The organism is Serratia sp. CY56464 (assembly GCF_052168435.1).
Lineage (GTDB): Bacteria > Pseudomonadota > Gammaproteobacteria > Enterobacterales > Enterobacteriaceae > Serratia > Serratia marcescens.
The window spans coordinates 1,907,437-1,925,152 of sequence record NZ_JBJNMV010000001.1; the positions used below are offsets into that span (position 1 = coordinate 1,907,437).

Here is a 17,716-nt window from a genome sequence, read left to right on the forward strand (position 1 = left end):
TGAATGAAACAACGCATCGCTTTGCGGCGTTGGCTGAGCGCCGCCGCCTTCACCGGCCTGCTGTCGCTGGTTTGGGCCAACGCCGCCGTCGCTCAGGATCCGGCGCAATTCCGCATCGGCTACCAAAAAGGATCGGTCAGTCTGGTGCTGGCGAAGAGCCACCGGCTGCTGGAGGAGCGTTTCCCCGCCACCCGCATCAGTTGGATCGAGTTTCCCGCCGGCCCGCAGATGCTGGAGGCCTTGAACGTCGGCAGCATCGATCTGGGCAGCACCGGCGATATTCCGCCGATCTTCGCGCAGGCCGCCGGGGCGGATCTGCTGTATGTCGGCGTTGAGCCGCCCAAACCGAAGGCGGAAGTGATCCTGGTGCCGGAAAACAGCCCGATCAAAACCGTCGCCGATCTGAAAGGCCATAAGGTCGCGTTCCAGAAAGGATCCAGCTCACATAACCTGCTGCTGCGATCGCTGCAAAAAGCCGGACTGAAATTTACGGATATCCAGCCCGCCTATTTAACGCCCGCCGATGCGCGCGCTGCATTCCAGCAGGGCAACGTCGATGCCTGGGCGATCTGGGATCCTTATTATTCCGCCGCGCTGCTGCAGGGCGGCGTGCGGGTGCTTGGCGACGGCACCGATCTGAATCAGACCGGTTCCTTCTATCTGGCGGCGCGCCCCTATGTCGAAGCCAACGGTGCCTTTATCAGCCAGGTCTTGACGGTGCTGACCCAGGCCGATGCGCTCACCCGCAGCGACCGGGCGCAAAGCGTGACCCTGCTGGCCAACGCCATGGGGCTGCCGGAACCGGTGATCGCCAGCTATCTGGATCACCGCCCTCCGACCGCCATCACACCGCTCGATGCGCATACGATCGCCGCGCAGCAGCAAACCGCCGACCTGTTTTACGCCAACCGGTTGGTGCCGGTGAAGGTCGACATCTCGCAACGCATCTGGCGCCCAAGCGCGCAATAAATACAGGGAACATTGACGATGAGCCTGAACGTTTTCTGGTTTTTACCCACCCATGGCGACGGCCACTATCTTGGCAGCGCGCAGGGCGCTCGCAGCGTCGATCACGGTTACTTGCAGCAGATCGCCCAGGCGGCGGATCGGCTGGGATTCGGCGGTGTGCTGATCCCCACCGGTCGCTCTTGCGAAGACTCCTGGCTGGTGGCCGCCTCGCTGATCCCGGTCACCCAGCGGCTGAAATTTTTGGTCGCGTTGCGGCCGGGTATCATCTCCCCTACGCTGGCGGCACGTCAGGCGGCGACGCTGGATCGCCTGTCCAACGGGCGCGCGCTGTTCAATCTGGTCACCGGCGGCGATCCGGAAGAGCTGGCGGCGGAGGGGTTACATCTCAGTCATGAAGAGCGTTACGAGGCCTCGACCGAGTTCACTCATATCTGGCGCCGGGTGCTGGAAGGGGAAACCGTCGATTTCCACGGCAAGCATATTCAGGTGAAAGGTGCCAAGCTGCTGTTCCCGCCGGTGCAGCAGCCGCGCCCGCCGCTCTATTTCGGCGGATCCTCCGCCGCCGCACAGGATCTGGCCGCCGAACAGGTAGAAATGTACCTCACCTGGGGAGAGCCGCCGGCGCAGGTCAAAGAGAAGATCGAGGAAGTACGCGCCAAAGCGGCGGCGAAGGGCCGACAGGTGCGTTTCGGCATCCGCCTGCACGTCATCGTGCGGGAAACCACCGAAGAGGCCTGGCGCGCCGCCGATCGGCTGATCGCGCACCTCGATGAGGAAACCATCGCCAACGCGCAGCAGGCCTTTGCGCGCTTCGACTCCGTCGGCCAACGGCGCATGGCGGCGCTGCACGGCGGCAAAAAGGATAACCTGGAGATCAGCCCGAACCTGTGGGCCGGCATCGGCCTGGTGCGCGGCGGCGCCGGCACCGCGCTGGTGGGCGATGGCCCGACGGTCGCGGCGCGCATGCAGGAATATGCCGATCTGGGCATCGACACCTTTATTCTCTCCGGCTATCCGCATCTGGAAGAGGCCTACCGCGTCGGCGAACTGCTGTTCCCGCACCTCGATCTGGCGCAGGAGGAAACGCCCGCTCGCCTTCAACCGGTGCGCCCGCAGGGCGAAGTGGTGGCCAACATCTATGTTCCGCAAAAAGTATCGCAGAGCTGAGGAGCGCCCCGATGGCAAATAACGTACAACGCATCCTGTATCGGCTGGCTCCCTGGGCGCTGCCGTTGGCGCTGGTGATCATCTGGCAGATCGCCGTCGAAACCGGCTGGCTGTCCAACCGCATTTTGCCGGCGCCGAGTGCGGTGCTGGCCGCCTTCTGGCGCCTGAGCCAAAGCGGCGAACTGTGGCAGCACCTGAGCATCAGCAGCCAGCGCGCGTTGATCGGCTTTGGCATCGGCGGCAGCATCGGACTGATACTCGGCTTTATTACCGGGCTGTCACGCTGGGGTGAACGCCTGCTGGACAGCTCGGTGCAAATGATCCGCAACGTGCCTCATCTGGCGCTGATCCCGTTGGTGATCCTGTGGTTCGGCATCGATGAATCCGCCAAGATCTTTCTGGTGGCGCTCGGTACGCTGTTCCCGATTTATCTCAACACCTATCACGGCATCAAAAACATCGATCGCGGCCTGTTGGAGATGGCCCGCAGCTACGGCCTGAGCGGTTTCCGCCTGTTTACACAGGTGGTGCTGCCGGGCGCGCTGCCGTCGATTATGGTCGGCGTGCGTTTCGCTCTCGGCTTCATGTGGCTGACGCTGATCGTCGCCGAAACCATCTCGGCCAATTCGGGCATCGGCTACCTGGCGATGAACGCGCGTGAATTTCTGCAAACCGACGTGGTGGTGGTGGCGATCGTGCTGTACGCCCTGCTCGGCAAGCTGGCGGACGTGGGCGCGCAGCTGTTGGAGCGCGTCTGGTTGCGCTGGCATCCGGCCTATCAACTGAAACAGGGAGAAGCGCTATGACCCTTCCCGCTCGCCTTGCGCAAGGCACGCCGGTGACGCTGGAGTCCATCGGCAAACGTTACGGCAACCGCACGGTGCTGGACAATATTCAGCTGCGCATTTCCGCCGGGCAGTTCGTGGCGGTGGTCGGCCGCAGCGGCTGCGGCAAGAGCACCCTGCTGCGCCTGTTGGCCGGCCTGGAACAGGCCAGCAGCGGCGCGCTGCTCAGTGGCAACGCGCCGCTTGCCGCCGCTAAAGAGGATACCCGGTTGATGTTTCAGGATGCGCGCCTGTTGCCGTGGAAAACGGTGATCGACAACGTAGGTCTGGGGCTGCGCGGCCAGTGGCGCGACGCGGCGCTGCAGGCGCTGGACGCGGTCGGTTTGGCGGATCGCGCCCACGATTGGCCGGCGGCGCTGTCCGGTGGACAAAAACAGCGGGTCGCCCTGGCGCGCGCGCTGATCCACCGCCCCCGCCTGCTGCTGCTGGACGAACCGCTCGGAGCGCTGGATGCCCTGACGCGCATCGAGATGCAAGGGCTGATAGAAACGCTGTGGCAACAACACGGTTTTACCGTACTGCTGGTCACACATGACGTCAGCGAAGCCATCGCGCTGGCGGATCGGGTGATCCTGATCGAAGAGGGGCATATCGGGCTGGATCTGGCCATCGATCTGCCGCGGCCGCGCCGCAAAGGCTCGGCCAGGCTGGCGGAACTGGAGGCCGAAGTGCTGGAACGGGTGTTATCGCCGCCGGCCGCAGCGGACAGTACCCGCCGGGCGGTGAACTGAACGGATAAAAAAAGGGACGGCGCAGGCCGTCCCCCTTATCTATTCAGCGCGAAAAGATCAGGCGTCGAGCGCCTTGCTGATCTTCTCGTATAGATCGCCGGACAGGTTTTCCAACCCTTTCAGCTGTTCCAACGCCTTGCGCATCAGCGCCTGACGGCCCGCGTCGTAACGCTTCAGGCGAATCAGCGGTTCAATCAGGCGCGCGGCGATCTGCGGGTTGCGCTGGTTGAGATCGCTGAGGATCTCCGCCAGGAACTGATAGCCGCTGCCGTCCGCGGCATGGAACGCCGCCGGGTTGCCGGAAGCGAAGCCGCCGATCAGCGAACGGGTGCGGTTCGGGTTGCTCAGGCTGAACGAACGGTGATGCAACAGTGCGCGCACCTTGCTCAACACATCTGCCGCCGGGCTACTGCCCTGCAGCACGAACCACTTGTCCATCACCAGGCCATCCTGATACCAGCGCTCGTCGAACGCCGCCAGCAGCGCATCGCGGCACGGCAGTTGGGCCGCGACCGCAGCAGACAGCGCCGCCAGCGAGTCGGTCATGTTGTCCGCCTGGCGATACTGTTCGCTCACCAGTTGGTCCGCCAGCGCCACATCTTCGCCGAACGCCAGATAGCCCAGGCACACATTACGCAAGGCGCGCTTGGCGATCTCGGCATGCTCCACGCGGTAGCCGTCGGTCTTGTTGGCGTGATACACCGCCAGCCACTCATCGGCCAACTCCCGCGCCAGACAGCGTACGATCGCTTCGTGCACCGCGGCGATCGCTTCCGGATCGATAGTGGCGAACAGCTCGGCGATTTCGTTCTCCGACGGCAGCGTCAGGATCTGCGCCGCCAGCGCCGGATCCAGTTTTTCGTCCAGCAGCACCGCGCGGAACGCATCGGCCACGTGCAGCGGCAGCGACAGCGGCTGCTTCTGCTGGTGCCGCGCCACGTTCAGCTTGATATAGGTCGCCAGCAGGCTCTGTGCCGCATCCCAACGCGCAAATTCATTGCGTGCGTGCTGCATCAAGAAGGTCAGTTGCTGATCGCTGTACGGATAGTCCAGCTTCACCGGCGCGGAGAATTCGCGCAGCAGCGACGGCACCGGCTTGTGCGCCACGCCGTCGAACACGAAAGTTTGCTCCGCTTCGGTGACGTTCAGCACGTTGTTGACCGGCAGGCCGCCTTTTTGCAATGGAATGACATTGCCTTCGCTGTCGTACAGTTCGATATCCAGCGGAATATGCAGCGGCAACTTCTCCGGCTGATCGGCGGTCGGCGCGGTCTTCTGGCTGACATGCAGGCGATACTGTTGGGTTTCCGCGTCGTACTCGTCGCGCACCGTCAACAGCGGCGTGCCGGACTGGCTATACCAACGGCGGAAGCGCGACAGATCGACGTTAGACGCATCCTCCATCGCCTGAACGAAATCGTCGCAGGTAGCGGCGCTGCCGTCGTGGCGTTCGAAATAGAGCTGCATCCCTTTCTGGAAGTTCTCCTCCCCCAACAGGGTATGCATCATGCGGATCACCTCGGAACCCTTTTCATACACCGTAAGGGTGTAGAAGTTGTTCATCTCGATGACTTTGTCCGGGCGGATGGCGTGCGCCATCGGGCTGGCGTCTTCGGCAAATTGCGCGCCGCGCATCACGCGCACATTGTCGATGCGGTTGACTGAACGCGATCCCAGATCGGAACTGAATTCCTGATCGCGGAACACCGTCAGCCCCTCTTTCAGACTGAGCTGGAACCAGTCACGGCAGGTCACGCGGTTACCGGTCCAGTTGTGGAAGTATTCGTGGCCGATCACCGCTTCGATGTTCAGGTAATCCTTGTCGGTAGCGGTTTCCGCCTTCGCCAGCACATATTTGGAGTTAAAGATATTTAACCCTTTGTTCTCCATCGCGCCCATATTGAAGAAATCGACCGCCACAATCATATAAATGTCGAGATCGTATTCCAGGCCGAAGCGGGTCTCGTCCCACTTCATCGAGTTCTTCAGCGAAGTCATCGCCCAGTCGGCGCGATCCAGGTTGCCGCGATCGACGAACAGCTCCAGTGCGACCTTACGGCCGGAACGGGTAGTGAAGCTGTCGCGCAGCACGTCGAAGTCCCCCGCCACCAGCGCGAACAGGTAGCAAGGTTTCGGGAACGGATCCTGCCATTGCACCCAGTGGCGACCATCGGCCAATTCGCCCTGACCGATGCGATTGCCGTTCGACAGCAGGAACGGATAGCGCGTCTTGTCGGCCACGATGCGGGTGGTAAAGCGCGCCAGCACGTCCGGGCGATCCTGGTAATAGGTAATGTGGTGGAAGCCTTCGGCTTCGCATTGCGTGCACAGCGCATCGCCGGACAGGTACAGCCCTTCCAGCGCGGTGTTCTTCGCCGGGTGAATATCGTTGACAATGGTAAGAGTGAATTGTGCCGGCAACTCTTCGATGATCAGCTGGTTATCCTGCTGACGGTAGGCGCTCCACGGTTGGCCGTCCACCTGAATGCTCACCAGCGTCAAATCTTCGCCATCCAGCACCAGCGGTGCACCGGCCGCCCCCTGACGTTTGATTTTACTGACGGCGGTCACGCGCGTGGTTTCCGCATCCAAACTGAAGTCCAAATCGATATCGGTCGTGGTGTAATCGGGCGCGCGATAATCGTGGCGGTATTTTGCCTGTGGCTGTTGTGTCATAAAAACCCTTAAACGTCTCAGTGAGTTATAGGTGCCAGGCTGCGCTTCTCCTTCGTACCGCAGCCGGTATGTTCCCCTGCGGCGCGCGGTGAGCCTGAATTGTGAATAAACTGTATCACAGCTGACCGAAAAGCCCAGAGCCGCAGGGCGACCAAGAGAGAGAAATCAGAGGCAAATCATAAATCGGCCGGCAGGCGGCAGTGCGGGTGACCAATGGCTAAATAAAAATCAGCATTTAATGCTAAAAAGCCGCCATCGCGGCGCGCCGGCATAGTTGAGGCGACACAGGCGGCATGGTGGTATAATTGCGGCATCAGGCTCAGGGATGACTCGCACTATGAAAATTAAATACGCAATCTATTTTTTTACCCTGTGCCTGATGACTTCCTTCTCTCTGTTCATCGTCGATGAGCTGCTCGAAGCCCATACCGACTACCGCGACAACCAGCTGAACCTGTACAAAATCGATCGCGCCAAAGAAATTTCCGAAGCCTTTCAGGCTGCGCTGCTGGCTCATCGCCTCAAACGATTGAGCCTGATCGATCCGCAAATCACCCGTGCGCAATGTTTAGCCGCCGATCGGGTGGCACGCGAGAGAATCACCCGGATCCGCGAACATCTGGACGATGAGGTCGCCAGACAGCTCGGGGTTCGGCAAAAAATCGCCGCGCTGTCGATGATCGCGTTGATGGAGCAGCTGCTGGATAATGACAACCTGCAGCTTTCGCAGGTCAATAACACCAACGCCAATCTGTTCAACATCAACAGCGCCTATTACATCTCGCAAACCAGCAAGAGTTATTACCGTTACACCTACGATACCCGGATGGTGGATACCGACTCCTTTATGTTTCTCGAGGCCATCCGTCTCAATAACCGGTTAAATATGTCATTGACGGAATTGAGCGATCAGATTATCGACGTCAACGTCAGCCAGCTCGTTCGCAAAGACGCCTATCTGAAGTCCATTCAGCTTACCGGCGTGCTGAACGCGCTGAGCACCCGATTGATCTTCATGAAGATCAACTACGACGATGGACAAATCACCAACATCGTCAATGCGTTGCTCGCCCAGGTGTCCGCTGAGCGCCTCCAGCAGATTACCAATGGGCTGTATACCGCTATCGATACCCATAAGCCCTACCCCACAGCGCTTATTTCTCGCTATGTCGACGATGTGAGCGGGCTTTCGCAGGCGCTGTATCAACGCAGTTTCGAATTGGAAACCCTCGCCTCGCGCCACAAGATTTACGACAGCCAGACGACCATTTACGGCATGATCGCACTCGCCGGCCTGGTGGTTTTGCTGTTCATTTTGCCGGCGTTGGTGTTCTGCACCAGCATCAACCGCTGGTTGACCAAGACCCACAACAATATCGTGCGGCTGTCGCGCGGTGAGATGAATATCGATCGCAACGATGCCTTCTACAGCCAGGAATTGATCGCCATCAGCGACGCCATTCAGCAGCTCAGGCAATACCAGCTGGACAAGGTCTCGCTGGAGAGCGAGAAACAACTGCTGATTAAAGAGCTCGAGGCCTCTTCCTTCCTCGATCCGCTCACCAATATCTACAACCGCCGTAAATTCTTCCTTGAATGTCAACTGCTGGGCAACGCCAGCTACCCGCAGGCCTTTTGCCTGATCGACATCGACAATTTCAAACAACTCAACGACAGCTACGGCCACGACGTGGGTGACCGGGCGCTGGTGGCATTCGGCCACTTGCTGCAACGCGCGTTCCGCGCCAGCGACATCTTCTGCCGCTATGGCGGCGAAGAGTTCGCGGTGCTGCTGGGCAACTGTTCGTTGGACAACGCGCGGGACATCATGGAGCAATTGCGCGCACGTACTCATCGCCTGACGCTAAATCTGGCCGACGGACGGCAAGTGCGCTTCACCACCAGCTGCGGCATCGCGCCGGTCAGCGCGTTCGCCGCGCTGCAGGCGGCGATCAAACAGGCGGACGAAGCGCTCTATTTTTGCAAAAAGAACGGCAAGGATCGGGTCAGCGTGCATACCCAGGCCGGCTTTATCTGATTCGTTGTTTAAAATAATTAACATTATAATTTTTATGACTAATTAGGCTAAGTCATTCACCTTACAGGCATATCTGGCTTTTTTTCCTCCCCGCCGCTATCCGGCTGCCATAAAGGCACGTTTAATCCTCGACCCGCTTCGGTGATTTATGGTGTGATGCAGCTTCAATAACAGGATAATCCGGGTATACTCCACCCCCACTTTTATGATTATCCGGATTTGGACACGCGCCTGACGAGGATGCTGTAACGCGCTATGACTCAATACGCTTCCCCGATTTTGACATCACTGCTTGATACCGATGCTTATAAGCTTCATATGCAGCAAGCAGTGTTCCATCGCTATCCCGCGATCAGCGTGGCGGCGGAATTCCGCTGCCGCGGCGACGAACTGCTGGGCGAATATGCCGACGAGATCCGCGCGCAGGTGGCGCTGATGAGCCGGCTGGCGCTAACCGACGCCGAATTCGCTTATCTTTCGGGCCTGCCCTTCTTCCGTCAAGATTACCTGAACTGGCTGCGCACGTTCCGCTACGATCCGCAGCAGGTCACCATCGACAACCGCGACGGCAAGCTGCACATCCGCATCGCCGGCCCCTGGCGTGAAGTGATCATGTGGGAAGTGCCGTTGCTGGCGGTGATCAGCGAAGTGGTGCACCGCCGGCGCTCGCCGCTGGCGACGCCGGAACAGGCGGTGGCGCATCTGCAAACCAAGCTGGCGCAGTTCAAGACGTTGGCGGGCGATCTGGATCTTTCACGCTTCAAGTTGATGGACTTCGGCACCCGCCGCCGTTTCTCTCAGGGCGTGCAACAGGCCATCGTCAGCACATTGCAGGCCGAATTCCCGTACCTGTCGGGCACCAGCAATTACGATCTGGCGCACCAGCTGGGTCTGGCGCCGGTCGGCACGCAGGCGCATGAGTGGTTCCAGGCGCATCAGCAGATAAGCCCGGTGCTGGCCAACAGCCAGCGCGCCGCATTGCAGGCCTGGCTGGATGAATATCCGGACCAGCTTGGCATAGCGCTCACCGACTGCATCACCATGGATGCCTTCCTGCGCGACTTCGGCCCGCAGTTCGCCGAGCGTTATCAGGGGCTTCGCCACGATTCGGGCGATCCCGTCGAGTGGGGTGAAAAGGCCATTGCCCACTATCAGAAACTGGGCATCGACCCACTGAGCAAAACGCTGGTGTTCTCGGACAACCTGGATCTGGAAAAAGCGCTGGCGCTCTATCGCCATTTCTACCAGCGCATTAATCTCGGCTTCGGCATCGGCACGCGTCTGACCTGCGATATTCCCGGCGTTAAGCCGTTAAATATCGTGATCAAGCTGGTCGAGTGCAAAGGCAAGCCGGTGGCCAAGCTCTCCGACAGCCCCGGCAAGACCATCTGCCAGGACCAGGCGTTCGTCAGGGCTCTGCGCAAGGCCTTCGATCTACCGCTGGTGAAGAAAGCCAGCTGAGCCTTCTTTATATAAAGAGAGAAAGCCGGCCCGGTTCTCGCGCCGGCTTTTTGTTTTTATCCCGAACGCCCTCTTTTCAGTCAGCCGCGATAAATGTTGCGCCAATCCGATGATTTCTGCTTGTGCTCTGCACCGCGGCAAGTAACATAGCCATTACCCCCATATTCTTGGGTTGTAAGCTATTTCTAAACCAAATTATTAAAGAGAGAAATCTATGAGCGTAGTGCCTGTAGTCGACGTACTGCAAGGTCGTGCTGCGGTTGACAGTGAAGTCACCGTACGCGGCTGGGTACGTACCCGGAGAGATTCAAAAGCTGGTATCTCCTTCCTGGCCGTCTATGACGGTTCCTGCTTTGATCCGTTACAGGCCGTCGTTAATAATTCTCTGCCGAATTATCAAGATGAAGTGCTGCACCTGACCACCGGCTGTTCGGTCGAAGTTACCGGCAAGGTCGTTGCTTCACCGGGCGAAGGCCAGAGCTTCGAGCTGCAGGCCACCGCGATCAAAGTGGTCGGCTGGGTCGACGATCCGGACACTTACCCGATGGCGGCCAAACGTCACAGCATCGAATACCTGCGCGAAGTGGCCCACCTGCGCCCGCGCACCAACCTGATCGGCGCCGTGGCGCGCGTGCGTCATACGCTGGCGCAGGCGATCCACCGCTTCTTCCATGAAAATGGCTATTTCTGGGTGTCCACCCCGCTGATCACCGCCTCCGACACCGAAGGCGCCGGCGAGATGTTCCGCGTGTCCACGCTGGACCTGGAAAACCTGCCGCGCACCGACAAGGGCGCCGTCGACTTCAGCGAAGACTTCTTCGGTAAGGAAGCCTTCCTTACCGTTTCCGGCCAGCTGAACGGCGAAACCTACGCCTGCGCGCTGTCGAAGGTTTACACCTTCGGCCCAACCTTCCGCGCCGAAAACTCCAACACCAGCCGCCACCTGGCGGAATTCTGGATGATCGAGCCGGAAGTGGCCTTCGCGACGCTGGACGATGTCGCTGGCCTGGCCGAAAGCATGCTGAAGTATGTGTTCCAGGCGGTGCTGGATGAACGTGCAGACGATCTGAAATTCTTCGCCGAGCGCGTGGATAAAGACGCTATCGCGCGTCTGGAGCGCTTCGTCTCTTCCGATTTCGCCCAGGTAGACTACACCGACGCCATTGAGATCCTGCTGGCCTCGGGCCAAACCTTCGAAAACCCGGTCTCCTGGGGTATCGATCTCTCTTCCGAACATGAGCGTTATCTGGCGGAGAAACACTTCCAGGCGCCGGTGGTGGTGAAAAACTACCCGAAAGACATCAAGGCGTTCTACATGCGCATGAACGAAGACGGCAAAACCGTCGCGGCCATGGACGTGCTGGCGCCGGGCATCGGTGAAATCATCGGTGGTTCTCAGCGTGAAGAACGCCTCGACGTGCTCGATCAGCGTCTGGAAGAGATGGGCCTGAATAAGGAAGACTACTGGTGGTATCGCGATCTGCGTCGTTACGGCACCGTGCCGCATTCCGGTTTCGGCCTGGGCTTTGAACGTTTAATCGCCTATGTCACCGGCGTGCAAAACGTGCGCGATGTGATCCCGTTCCCACGCACACCACGTAACGCAAGCTTCTAATTCATACGATCACACGTTTTTTAAACGATTTCGTTACAAAACAAAGGCCAGCCTCGCTGGCCTTTCGCATTTTTTAATATTGACGCACGTCACAAAGTTCCCGAAAAATTACATTTAGTTACACATACTTTCCTTTTGCAACCTCATTGCGACATTGGTATCATTTTCGTCCTAGATTAACCCGCCTGTGAATGGAACACTGCGTTCAGACACAGGACGACACCAATCTATCTACAATAGTTCCCAAGGAATTATTGGCGGCAGTGGCAAAGGTGTCCGAATAACACCAATGAGGGTAATAATGATGAAGCGCAACATTCTTGCAGTGGTTATCCCGGCTCTGTTGGCTGCTGGTGCAGCAAACGCAGCTGAAATCTACAACAAAGACGGCAACAAGCTGGATCTGTACGGCAAAGTTGACGGTCTGCACTACTTCTCCGACGACAAAGGTAATGACGGCGATCAGACCTATGTTCGTTTCGGCTTCAAAGGTGAAACTCAGATTACTGACCAACTGACCGGTTACGGCCAGTGGGAATACAACGTCCAGGCTAACCACTCCGAATCTCAGGGCACCGAAGGCACCAAAACCCGTCTGGGCTTCGCGGGTCTGAAATTCGCTGACTACGGCTCCTTCGACTACGGCCGTAACTACGGCGTACTGTACGACGTGGAAGGCTGGACCGATATGCTGCCAGAGTTCGGTGGCGATACTTACACCTACACCGACAACTTCATGACCGGCCGTACCAACGGCGTTGCGACCTATCGTAACAACAACTTCTTCGGTCTGGTTGACGGTCTGAACTTCGCCGTTCAGTACCAGGGCAAAAACCAGAACGACGGCCGTAACGTCAAGAAACAAAACGGCGACGGCTGGGGCATCTCCTCTACTTATGACATCGGCGAAGGCGTAAGCTTCGGCGCTGCATACGCGTCTTCTAACCGTACCGACGACCAGAAACTGCGTTCCAACGAGCGTGGCGACAAGGCTGACGCATGGACCGTAGGTGCGAAATACGACGCCAACAACGTTTACCTGGCGGCGATGTACGCAGAAACCCGTAACATGACCCCGTTCGGCGGCGGTAACTTCGGTGCAGGCTGTGCAGCTACCGATGACAAGTGCGGCGGCTTCGCGAGCAAAACTCAGAACTTCGAAGTGACTGCTCAGTACCAGTTCGACTTCGGTCTGCGTCCAGAAGTATCTTACCTGCAATCTAAAGGTAAAAACCTGAACGTTCCTGGCGTGGGTTCTGACCAGGATCTGGTTAAATATGTTTCTGTTGGTACCACTTACTACTTCAACAAGAACATGTCCACCTACGTTGATTACAAAATCAACCTGCTGGATGACAACGAGTTCACCAAAGCAACCGGCACCGCTACCGACGATATCGTAGCTGTTGGTCTGGTATACCAGTTCTAAGTTGTCTCGCTTAACGGCGGTTCACCGTCGGCTAAGTTAAAAAAACAGGGCTTCGGCCCTGTTTTTATTTGTGTCTTCCGGTAACGTTTTATCCTGCAGATTTCCCCTTCCCCCTCATTTTTTCTGTCGAATCCTTCCCGTTCACAAGATCGCGGTGTTTTTATCGCAAACGGTTGGCAAAGCCGATAACTGGCGCTACCCTGATGCTTCTGTCTGCTTAACTCCGAGATTTGGAAGCACCTGACATGTTTGAAAAAATCACCGCCGCACCCGCCGACCCGATCCTGGGCCTGACCGACATTTTCCGCGCCGACGCCCGCCCGAATAAAATCAATTTAGGCATTGGCGTTTATAAAGACGAAACCGGCAAAACCCCGGTGCTGACCAGCGTAAAAAAAGCTGAACAGTATCTGCTGGAAAACGAGACCACCAAAAACTATCTCGGCATTGAAGGCATCCCGGCGTTTGCCAGCTGCACGCAAGAGCTGCTGTTCGGTAAAGAGAGCCCGATCGTCACCAATCGTCGCGCGCGCACCGCGCAGACGCCAGGCGGCACCGGCGGCCTGCGCGTGGCGGCAGACTTTATCGCCAACCAGACCAGCGCCAAGCGCATCTGGATCAGCAACCCAAGCTGGCCGAACCACAAGAACGTCTTTAGCGCCGTTGGCCTGGAAGTGCTGGAGTACGCCTACTACGACGCTGCCAACCACGCGCTGGATTTTGACGGCCTGCTGAACAGCCTGAAACAGGCTCAGGCCGGGGATGTCGTGTTGTTCCACGGCTGCTGCCATAACCCGACCGGTATCGATCCAACGGCGGAACAGTGGGCACAACTGGCTGAGCTTTCCGTCGCCAATGGCTGGCTGCCGCTGTTCGACTTCGCCTACCAGGGCTTCGCCAACGGTCTGGAAGAGGATGCGCAGGGTCTGCGTATTTTCGCCGCCAAACATCAAGAGCTGATCGTCGCCAGCTCCTACTCGAAAAACTTCGGCCTGTACAATGAGCGCGTCGGCGCTTGCACCATTGTAGCTGCCGATGCCGAAACCGCCGATCGCGCCTTCAGCCAAGTGAAGGCGGCCATTCGCGCCAACTACTCCAACCCGCCGTCACACGGCGCGGCCGTTGTCGCCACCATTCTGGGCAACGACGCCCTGCGCGCGATGTGGGAGCAGGAGCTGACCGACATGCGCCAGCGCATTCACCGCATGCGTCAGCTGTTCGTGAACACCCTGCAGGAGAAAGGCGCACAACAGGACTTCAGCTTCATCATCCAGCAGAACGGCATGTTCTCATTCAGCGGCCTGACCAAAGAACAGGTGCTGCGTCTGCGTGAAGAGTTCGGCGTATACGCCGTGAACTCGGGCCGGGTGAACGTGGCCGGCATGACCCCGGACAACATGGCGCCGCTGTGTGAAGCCATCGTCGCCGTGCTCTAAAAGCATCGACGCAGGTCATAAATCATAAAAAAGGGCGCTCTATGCGCCCTTGATTATTTCGGCCGGGAAATAATCGTTACCACACCGCCGGCTCTTCGCGCAGGAACGGGTTGGTCTGGCGCTCGTGGCCAAAGGTCGACATCGGGCCGTGGCCGGGAATAAAGCGCATATCGTCGCCCAATGGCAGCAGCTTGGTGCGAATAGAGGCGATCAACGCCTGATGATCACCGCGCGGGAAGTCGCTGCGCCCCACGCCGCCGTTAAACAGCACGTCGCCGACCAGCGCCAAACGCGCCTGCTCATTGATAAAGACAATGTGGCCTGGTGTGTGCCCGGGGCAGTGCAGCACCTTGAGCGTCATTTCGCCCACCTGCATCTCATCGCCTTCCGACAGCCAACGAGTCGGGGTCAGCGGCGCACACTCCTCCAGCCCGAACATCCGGCTCTGCGCCGGCAAACCATCCAGCCAAAAAGCGTCCTCTTTATCCGGGCCGTAAATCGGCACCTGATAATGGTCCGCCAGCTCCGCCGCCGCGCCGACGTGATCCAAATGGCCGTGCGTCAGCAAAATCTGCGTGATTGTCACACCCTGCTTCGCCACTTCCGCTTTGATTTTTTCCGCTTCGCCGCCGGGATCAACCAACGCCGCCTGCTGCGTGTTTTCACACCAGATCAGGCTGCAGTTCTGGCTAAAGGCGGTAACGGGAATAAGATGGTATTTCATAAGGCTCCAACGACAATAACGCCGCCTCTGCAAGGAGCAGCGTTATTCACTGAGGGCACCGCGATTACCAGCTCCGAACCGGGCCGGTATCGATGTGCACGAAGTTGCTACGTGGGTAATATCCTACACCACCGGCGCGCATTTTTAACGCCGCTTTACGGATATTACTCAATTGGATACCTTCAATGTGGAAATCCATCGCCTGGCCCTTGGTATGGTAGCTGTGCTTGGCCACGCCGCGGCTGTGTGCGCGCAATTCGTTGTTGGTATCTACGGAGCGGTAACCGGAGATCAGCTGCACCGGCTTGCTGGTGCCCAGCAGCCCCTGCAGGCGATAGAGGTGATCAAACAAGCTGGGATCGATCGATTTAACCTTGTTGGCGCGATAATCGCGGAACAGATGATTTAGCCGAACCAACTCTTCTTTATTGTAGCCTTTGCCGTCAAAGAACTCGGCTTTAATAGATTCACCGGTATTCAGGTTATTCAGCACTAAAATACGCGGTCGAGCGGTGGAAAGACTGGCAAATGCCTGCCCTGGAAGCAGCGCTATGCCCATAGCGGCGCCACCTAGCGCCAGCCATTTACGGCGATGATGATCAATTTTGTCCATGACTCTGTTAAACCCGGCAAGAATGTCAAAATAAATGCACAAAGCAGCGCACTGTCCGAACCATAACCGCCTGCGTATGCTGAGTCAACCCGCGATACGCCTAGGTTTACAGGCCCCCGCCTACGAGGGCCTGCGGTATAGCCAAACATTCTGACCGTTATTTATTTATAATTACTGCATTTACTGCATTAATTTTTTGGCCTGAGCCAAAATTTGTGCACCCGATCTCACCGTATTATCATAATTGTAAATATCTGTACGGAATTGCGGTTGGCCATCATCCGAAACCCAGGCGGTCAGATAATACAGTTTTACGGGAATACGCTGGCGAATATTCACATAAGTGGTATTGCCTTCTTTCAGCGTGGAGGAAACGCGGCTATTGTTCCAGCCGGCATCCTGCAGCAGCATATTCGCCAAATCGGAAGCCTTGTTCACCCGCACGCAGCCGGAGCTGAGCGCGCGGATGTCTTTCTGGAACAGGCTGTGGTTCGGGGTATCGTGCAGGTAAATGGCATCCGAGCTCGGCATATTGAACTTGAAACGCCCCAGCGAGTTGGTGGCGCCCGGCGCCTGGCGCACGCGATACGGGAAGTTGCGCGCAGAAACCATGCTCCAGTCGATCATCGCCGGGTTGATCACTTCCGCATCGTTGCTCCAGCCTGACAGCACGGTATAGCCGTGTTTCTGGAAATAGTTACCGTCGCGCATCGCCTTCGGCACGATATCCTCACGCACCAGCGTGGTCGGCACGTTCCAAGGCGGGTTGACCACCACGTTATTCAATGCGCTGCTCATCAACGGCGTCTTGCGGCTTGGCCGCCCGACGATAACGCGGGAGGACAACACTTCGTTGCCGTTCTGATAGTAGGTCAGCGAGTAGTTGGGAATGTTCACCATAATGCCGGTGCCGACATGCCCCGGCAAGATGCGCAAGCGCTGGATATTCAGCGCCAACAGCGCGGCGCGGGTTTTCGGTGACACGTTGAGCCACTCGCGGGTGCGCACGCCGATCACGCCGTCCGCCGTCAACCCCTGCCATTTCTGGAAACGCTTGACGCCCTCCACCAGCTCGTTGGTATAGAGGTTGTCGCTCACCACGCTGCCGATCTGCGGCGGCGTCTGTTCCGCGGTCAACTCCGTCACCGGCGCCGCCGATGGGCTGACCGTCACACGGCTTTTCTCTTCGTCTACCGTCAGCCCGCCGTCGTCGGGTTCATTGCTCTTCGCCGAAACCACCGCCGGTTCCGGCTCCGCTTCCGGCGCCGAGGCGGCCAGCATGCCGGTGCGCGTCAGGATCTCACGCAGCGCCGGGATATCGTTGCTCATTTGGCCAGGGCGCAGGCTCGGGCCACTGCCCACCTGCGGCCAGGGGCGGTTGTCCGCCAGCATGTCACGCAGCGCCTGATGCATCTTGGCATATTGCGGATGCTGCGGCGCGAGCGAATTTACGTAGCTCAGGGTTCGCGCCTGGCGCACCGCCAGCTGCCATTGATTGATCACCGCCGTGGGCGGCAAACCAAGCTTGTAGGGAATATTGCTGTACAGCCAGTTGTTGCCGTTGGCGCCGATGGCGGATACAAACTGCAAATAACCCAGCATCGCATCGGACAGCACCGCATCGCGGCCCGCTTCACTGAGCGCCGGATCGGTCAACATCTTCACCCACTGGGTGAACTGCGGCTGCACGCCGGACATCGCCAGTTCGGCCAGCTGCTGTTGAAACTGCTGAACGGCCTCGCGATCCTGCCACATCGGCTGCATATGATTCGCCGCATACAGCGGCGCCAGCGTGGAAAGGTAGTGCAGATCCATACCGCGCGGCAACGCGGCCAGCAGTTCAGAACGACTCTGCGCAACGGACATGCCTGCTGTTGCCACCGGTAACGCCGTTACGGTGGCCAAGGCGGAAAACGACGACACAAGACTACAGGCGATAGCGCCACTCAGCGCCAAACGTCGTAGAGAGTTTCCCTTTTTAAGCAACATCCCTTGCCCCCTGTATGCTCACA

The 17,716-nt window shown here is 58.4% G+C and carries 13 protein-coding genes; 9 read left to right on the plus strand and 4 right to left on the minus strand.

Going from position 1 to position 17,716, the window contains the following annotated elements:
- The first annotated feature begins 3 nt into the window (after nt 1-3).
- Genes ACJ8KE_RS09365 through ssuB form a run of 4 tightly spaced genes read left to right on the plus strand, consistent with a single transcriptional unit; the run spans nt 4 to nt 3,712 of the window.
- Nucleotides 4-969, plus strand: coding sequence for a sulfonate ABC transporter substrate-binding protein (locus ACJ8KE_RS09365; protein ID WP_015377347.1), 966 nt, complete (start codon nt 4-6; stop codon nt 967-969).
- Between the two features lie 18 nt (nt 970-987).
- Nucleotides 988-2,136 (plus strand): FMNH2-dependent alkanesulfonate monooxygenase, encoded by a 1,149-nt coding sequence (ssuD, locus tag ACJ8KE_RS09370; RefSeq protein ID WP_016928301.1) that lies wholly within the window; start codon nt 988-990, stop codon nt 2,134-2,136.
- 11 nt (nt 2,137-2,147) lie between these two features.
- Nucleotides 2,148-2,942: an aliphatic sulfonate ABC transporter permease SsuC gene (ssuC, locus tag ACJ8KE_RS09375; protein ID WP_033640803.1), complete on the plus strand. Its 795-nt coding sequence runs from the start codon at nt 2,148-2,150 to the stop codon at nt 2,940-2,942.
- Entirely contained in the window at nt 2,939-3,712 is a 774-nt protein-coding gene (gene ssuB, locus ACJ8KE_RS09380; protein ID WP_016928303.1) for an aliphatic sulfonates ABC transporter ATP-binding protein, read from the plus strand. The genes ssuC and ssuB overlap by 4 nt, the downstream gene beginning before the upstream one ends.
- 57 nt (nt 3,713-3,769) lie before the next feature.
- Here the strand turns inward: ssuB and pepN are convergent, their stop codons facing one another.
- Nucleotides 3,770-6,388 (minus strand): aminopeptidase N, encoded by a 2,619-nt coding sequence (gene pepN / locus ACJ8KE_RS09385; protein WP_116403757.1) that lies wholly within the window; start codon nt 6,386-6,388, stop codon nt 3,770-3,772.
- Between the two features lie 337 nt (nt 6,389-6,725).
- Here pepN and ACJ8KE_RS09390 point away from each other — a divergent pair, with 337 nt between their 5' ends.
- From ACJ8KE_RS09390 to ACJ8KE_RS09410, 5 genes are all read left to right on the plus strand, one after another.
- The gene (locus tag ACJ8KE_RS09390) at nt 6,726-8,426 is read left to right on the plus strand and encodes a GGDEF domain-containing protein (protein WP_033640805.1); all 1,701 of its coding nucleotides are present in this window, start codon (nt 6,726-6,728) and stop codon (nt 8,424-8,426) included.
- Nucleotides 8,427-8,681: 255 nt separating this feature from the next.
- On the plus strand, nt 8,682-9,887 hold the full coding sequence (pncB, locus tag ACJ8KE_RS09395; protein WP_028127363.1) for a nicotinate phosphoribosyltransferase: 1,206 nt from the start codon (nt 8,682-8,684) through the stop codon (nt 9,885-9,887).
- A gap of 214 nt (nt 9,888-10,101) precedes the next feature.
- On the plus strand, nt 10,102-11,502 hold the full coding sequence (asnS, locus tag ACJ8KE_RS09400; protein WP_004928205.1) for an asparagine--tRNA ligase: 1,401 nt from the start codon (nt 10,102-10,104) through the stop codon (nt 11,500-11,502).
- Between the two features lie 301 nt (nt 11,503-11,803).
- Nucleotides 11,804-12,931 (plus strand): porin OmpC, encoded by a 1,128-nt coding sequence (ompC, locus tag ACJ8KE_RS09405; RefSeq protein WP_015377340.1) that lies wholly within the window; start codon nt 11,804-11,806, stop codon nt 12,929-12,931.
- Between the two features lie 245 nt (nt 12,932-13,176).
- The gene (locus tag ACJ8KE_RS09410) at nt 13,177-14,367 is read left to right on the plus strand and encodes an amino acid aminotransferase (protein ID WP_033640808.1); all 1,191 of its coding nucleotides are present in this window, start codon (nt 13,177-13,179) and stop codon (nt 14,365-14,367) included.
- A 76-nt stretch (nt 14,368-14,443) separates the two neighbouring features.
- Here ACJ8KE_RS09410 and ACJ8KE_RS09415 read toward each other — a convergent pair whose 3' ends face one another.
- The 3 genes from ACJ8KE_RS09415 to ldtD form a co-directional block, all read right to left on the minus strand.
- Nucleotides 14,444-15,091 (minus strand): MBL fold metallo-hydrolase, encoded by a 648-nt coding sequence (locus ACJ8KE_RS09415; protein ID WP_048796528.1) that lies wholly within the window; start codon nt 15,089-15,091, stop codon nt 14,444-14,446.
- A 64-nt stretch (nt 15,092-15,155) separates the two neighbouring features.
- Nucleotides 15,156-15,704, minus strand: coding sequence for a YcbK family protein (locus ACJ8KE_RS09420; protein WP_004928217.1), 549 nt, complete (start codon nt 15,702-15,704; stop codon nt 15,156-15,158).
- 180 nt (nt 15,705-15,884) lie between these two features.
- Entirely contained in the window at nt 15,885-17,693 is a 1,809-nt protein-coding gene (gene ldtD / locus ACJ8KE_RS09425) for a L,D-transpeptidase (protein ID WP_028127364.1), read from the minus strand.
- Nucleotides 17,694-17,716: the final 23 nt, after the last annotated feature.

Bases quoted from the DNA above. Each gene is read 5' to 3' on its own strand.
- ACJ8KE_RS09410 (WP_033640808.1), top strand. From the start codon at position 13,177: ATGTTTGAAAAAATCACCGCCGCACCCGCCGACCCGATCCTGGGCCTG.
- ldtD (WP_028127364.1), bottom strand. From the start codon at position 17,693: ATGTTGCTTAAAAAGGGAAACTCTCTACGACGTTTGGCGCTGAGTGGC.
- pncB (WP_028127363.1), top strand. From the start codon at position 8,682: ATGACTCAATACGCTTCCCCGATTTTGACATCACTGCTTGATACCGAT.
- ACJ8KE_RS09390 (WP_033640805.1), top strand. From the start codon at position 6,726: ATGAAAATTAAATACGCAATCTATTTTTTTACCCTGTGCCTGATGACT.
- asnS (WP_004928205.1), top strand. From the start codon at position 10,102: ATGAGCGTAGTGCCTGTAGTCGACGTACTGCAAGGTCGTGCTGCGGTT.
- ssuD (WP_016928301.1), top strand. From the start codon at position 988: ATGAGCCTGAACGTTTTCTGGTTTTTACCCACCCATGGCGACGGCCAC.
- ACJ8KE_RS09365 (WP_015377347.1), top strand. From the start codon at position 4: ATGAAACAACGCATCGCTTTGCGGCGTTGGCTGAGCGCCGCCGCCTTC.
- ssuB (WP_016928303.1), top strand. From the start codon at position 2,939: ATGACCCTTCCCGCTCGCCTTGCGCAAGGCACGCCGGTGACGCTGGAG.
- ompC (WP_015377340.1), top strand. From the start codon at position 11,804: ATGATGAAGCGCAACATTCTTGCAGTGGTTATCCCGGCTCTGTTGGCT.
- ssuC (WP_033640803.1), top strand. From the start codon at position 2,148: ATGGCAAATAACGTACAACGCATCCTGTATCGGCTGGCTCCCTGGGCG.
- ACJ8KE_RS09415 (WP_048796528.1), bottom strand. From the start codon at position 15,091: ATGAAATACCATCTTATTCCCGTTACCGCCTTTAGCCAGAACTGCAGC.
- ACJ8KE_RS09420 (WP_004928217.1), bottom strand. From the start codon at position 15,704: ATGGACAAAATTGATCATCATCGCCGTAAATGGCTGGCGCTAGGTGGC.
- pepN (WP_116403757.1), bottom strand. From the start codon at position 6,388: ATGACACAACAGCCACAGGCAAAATACCGCCACGATTATCGCGCGCCC.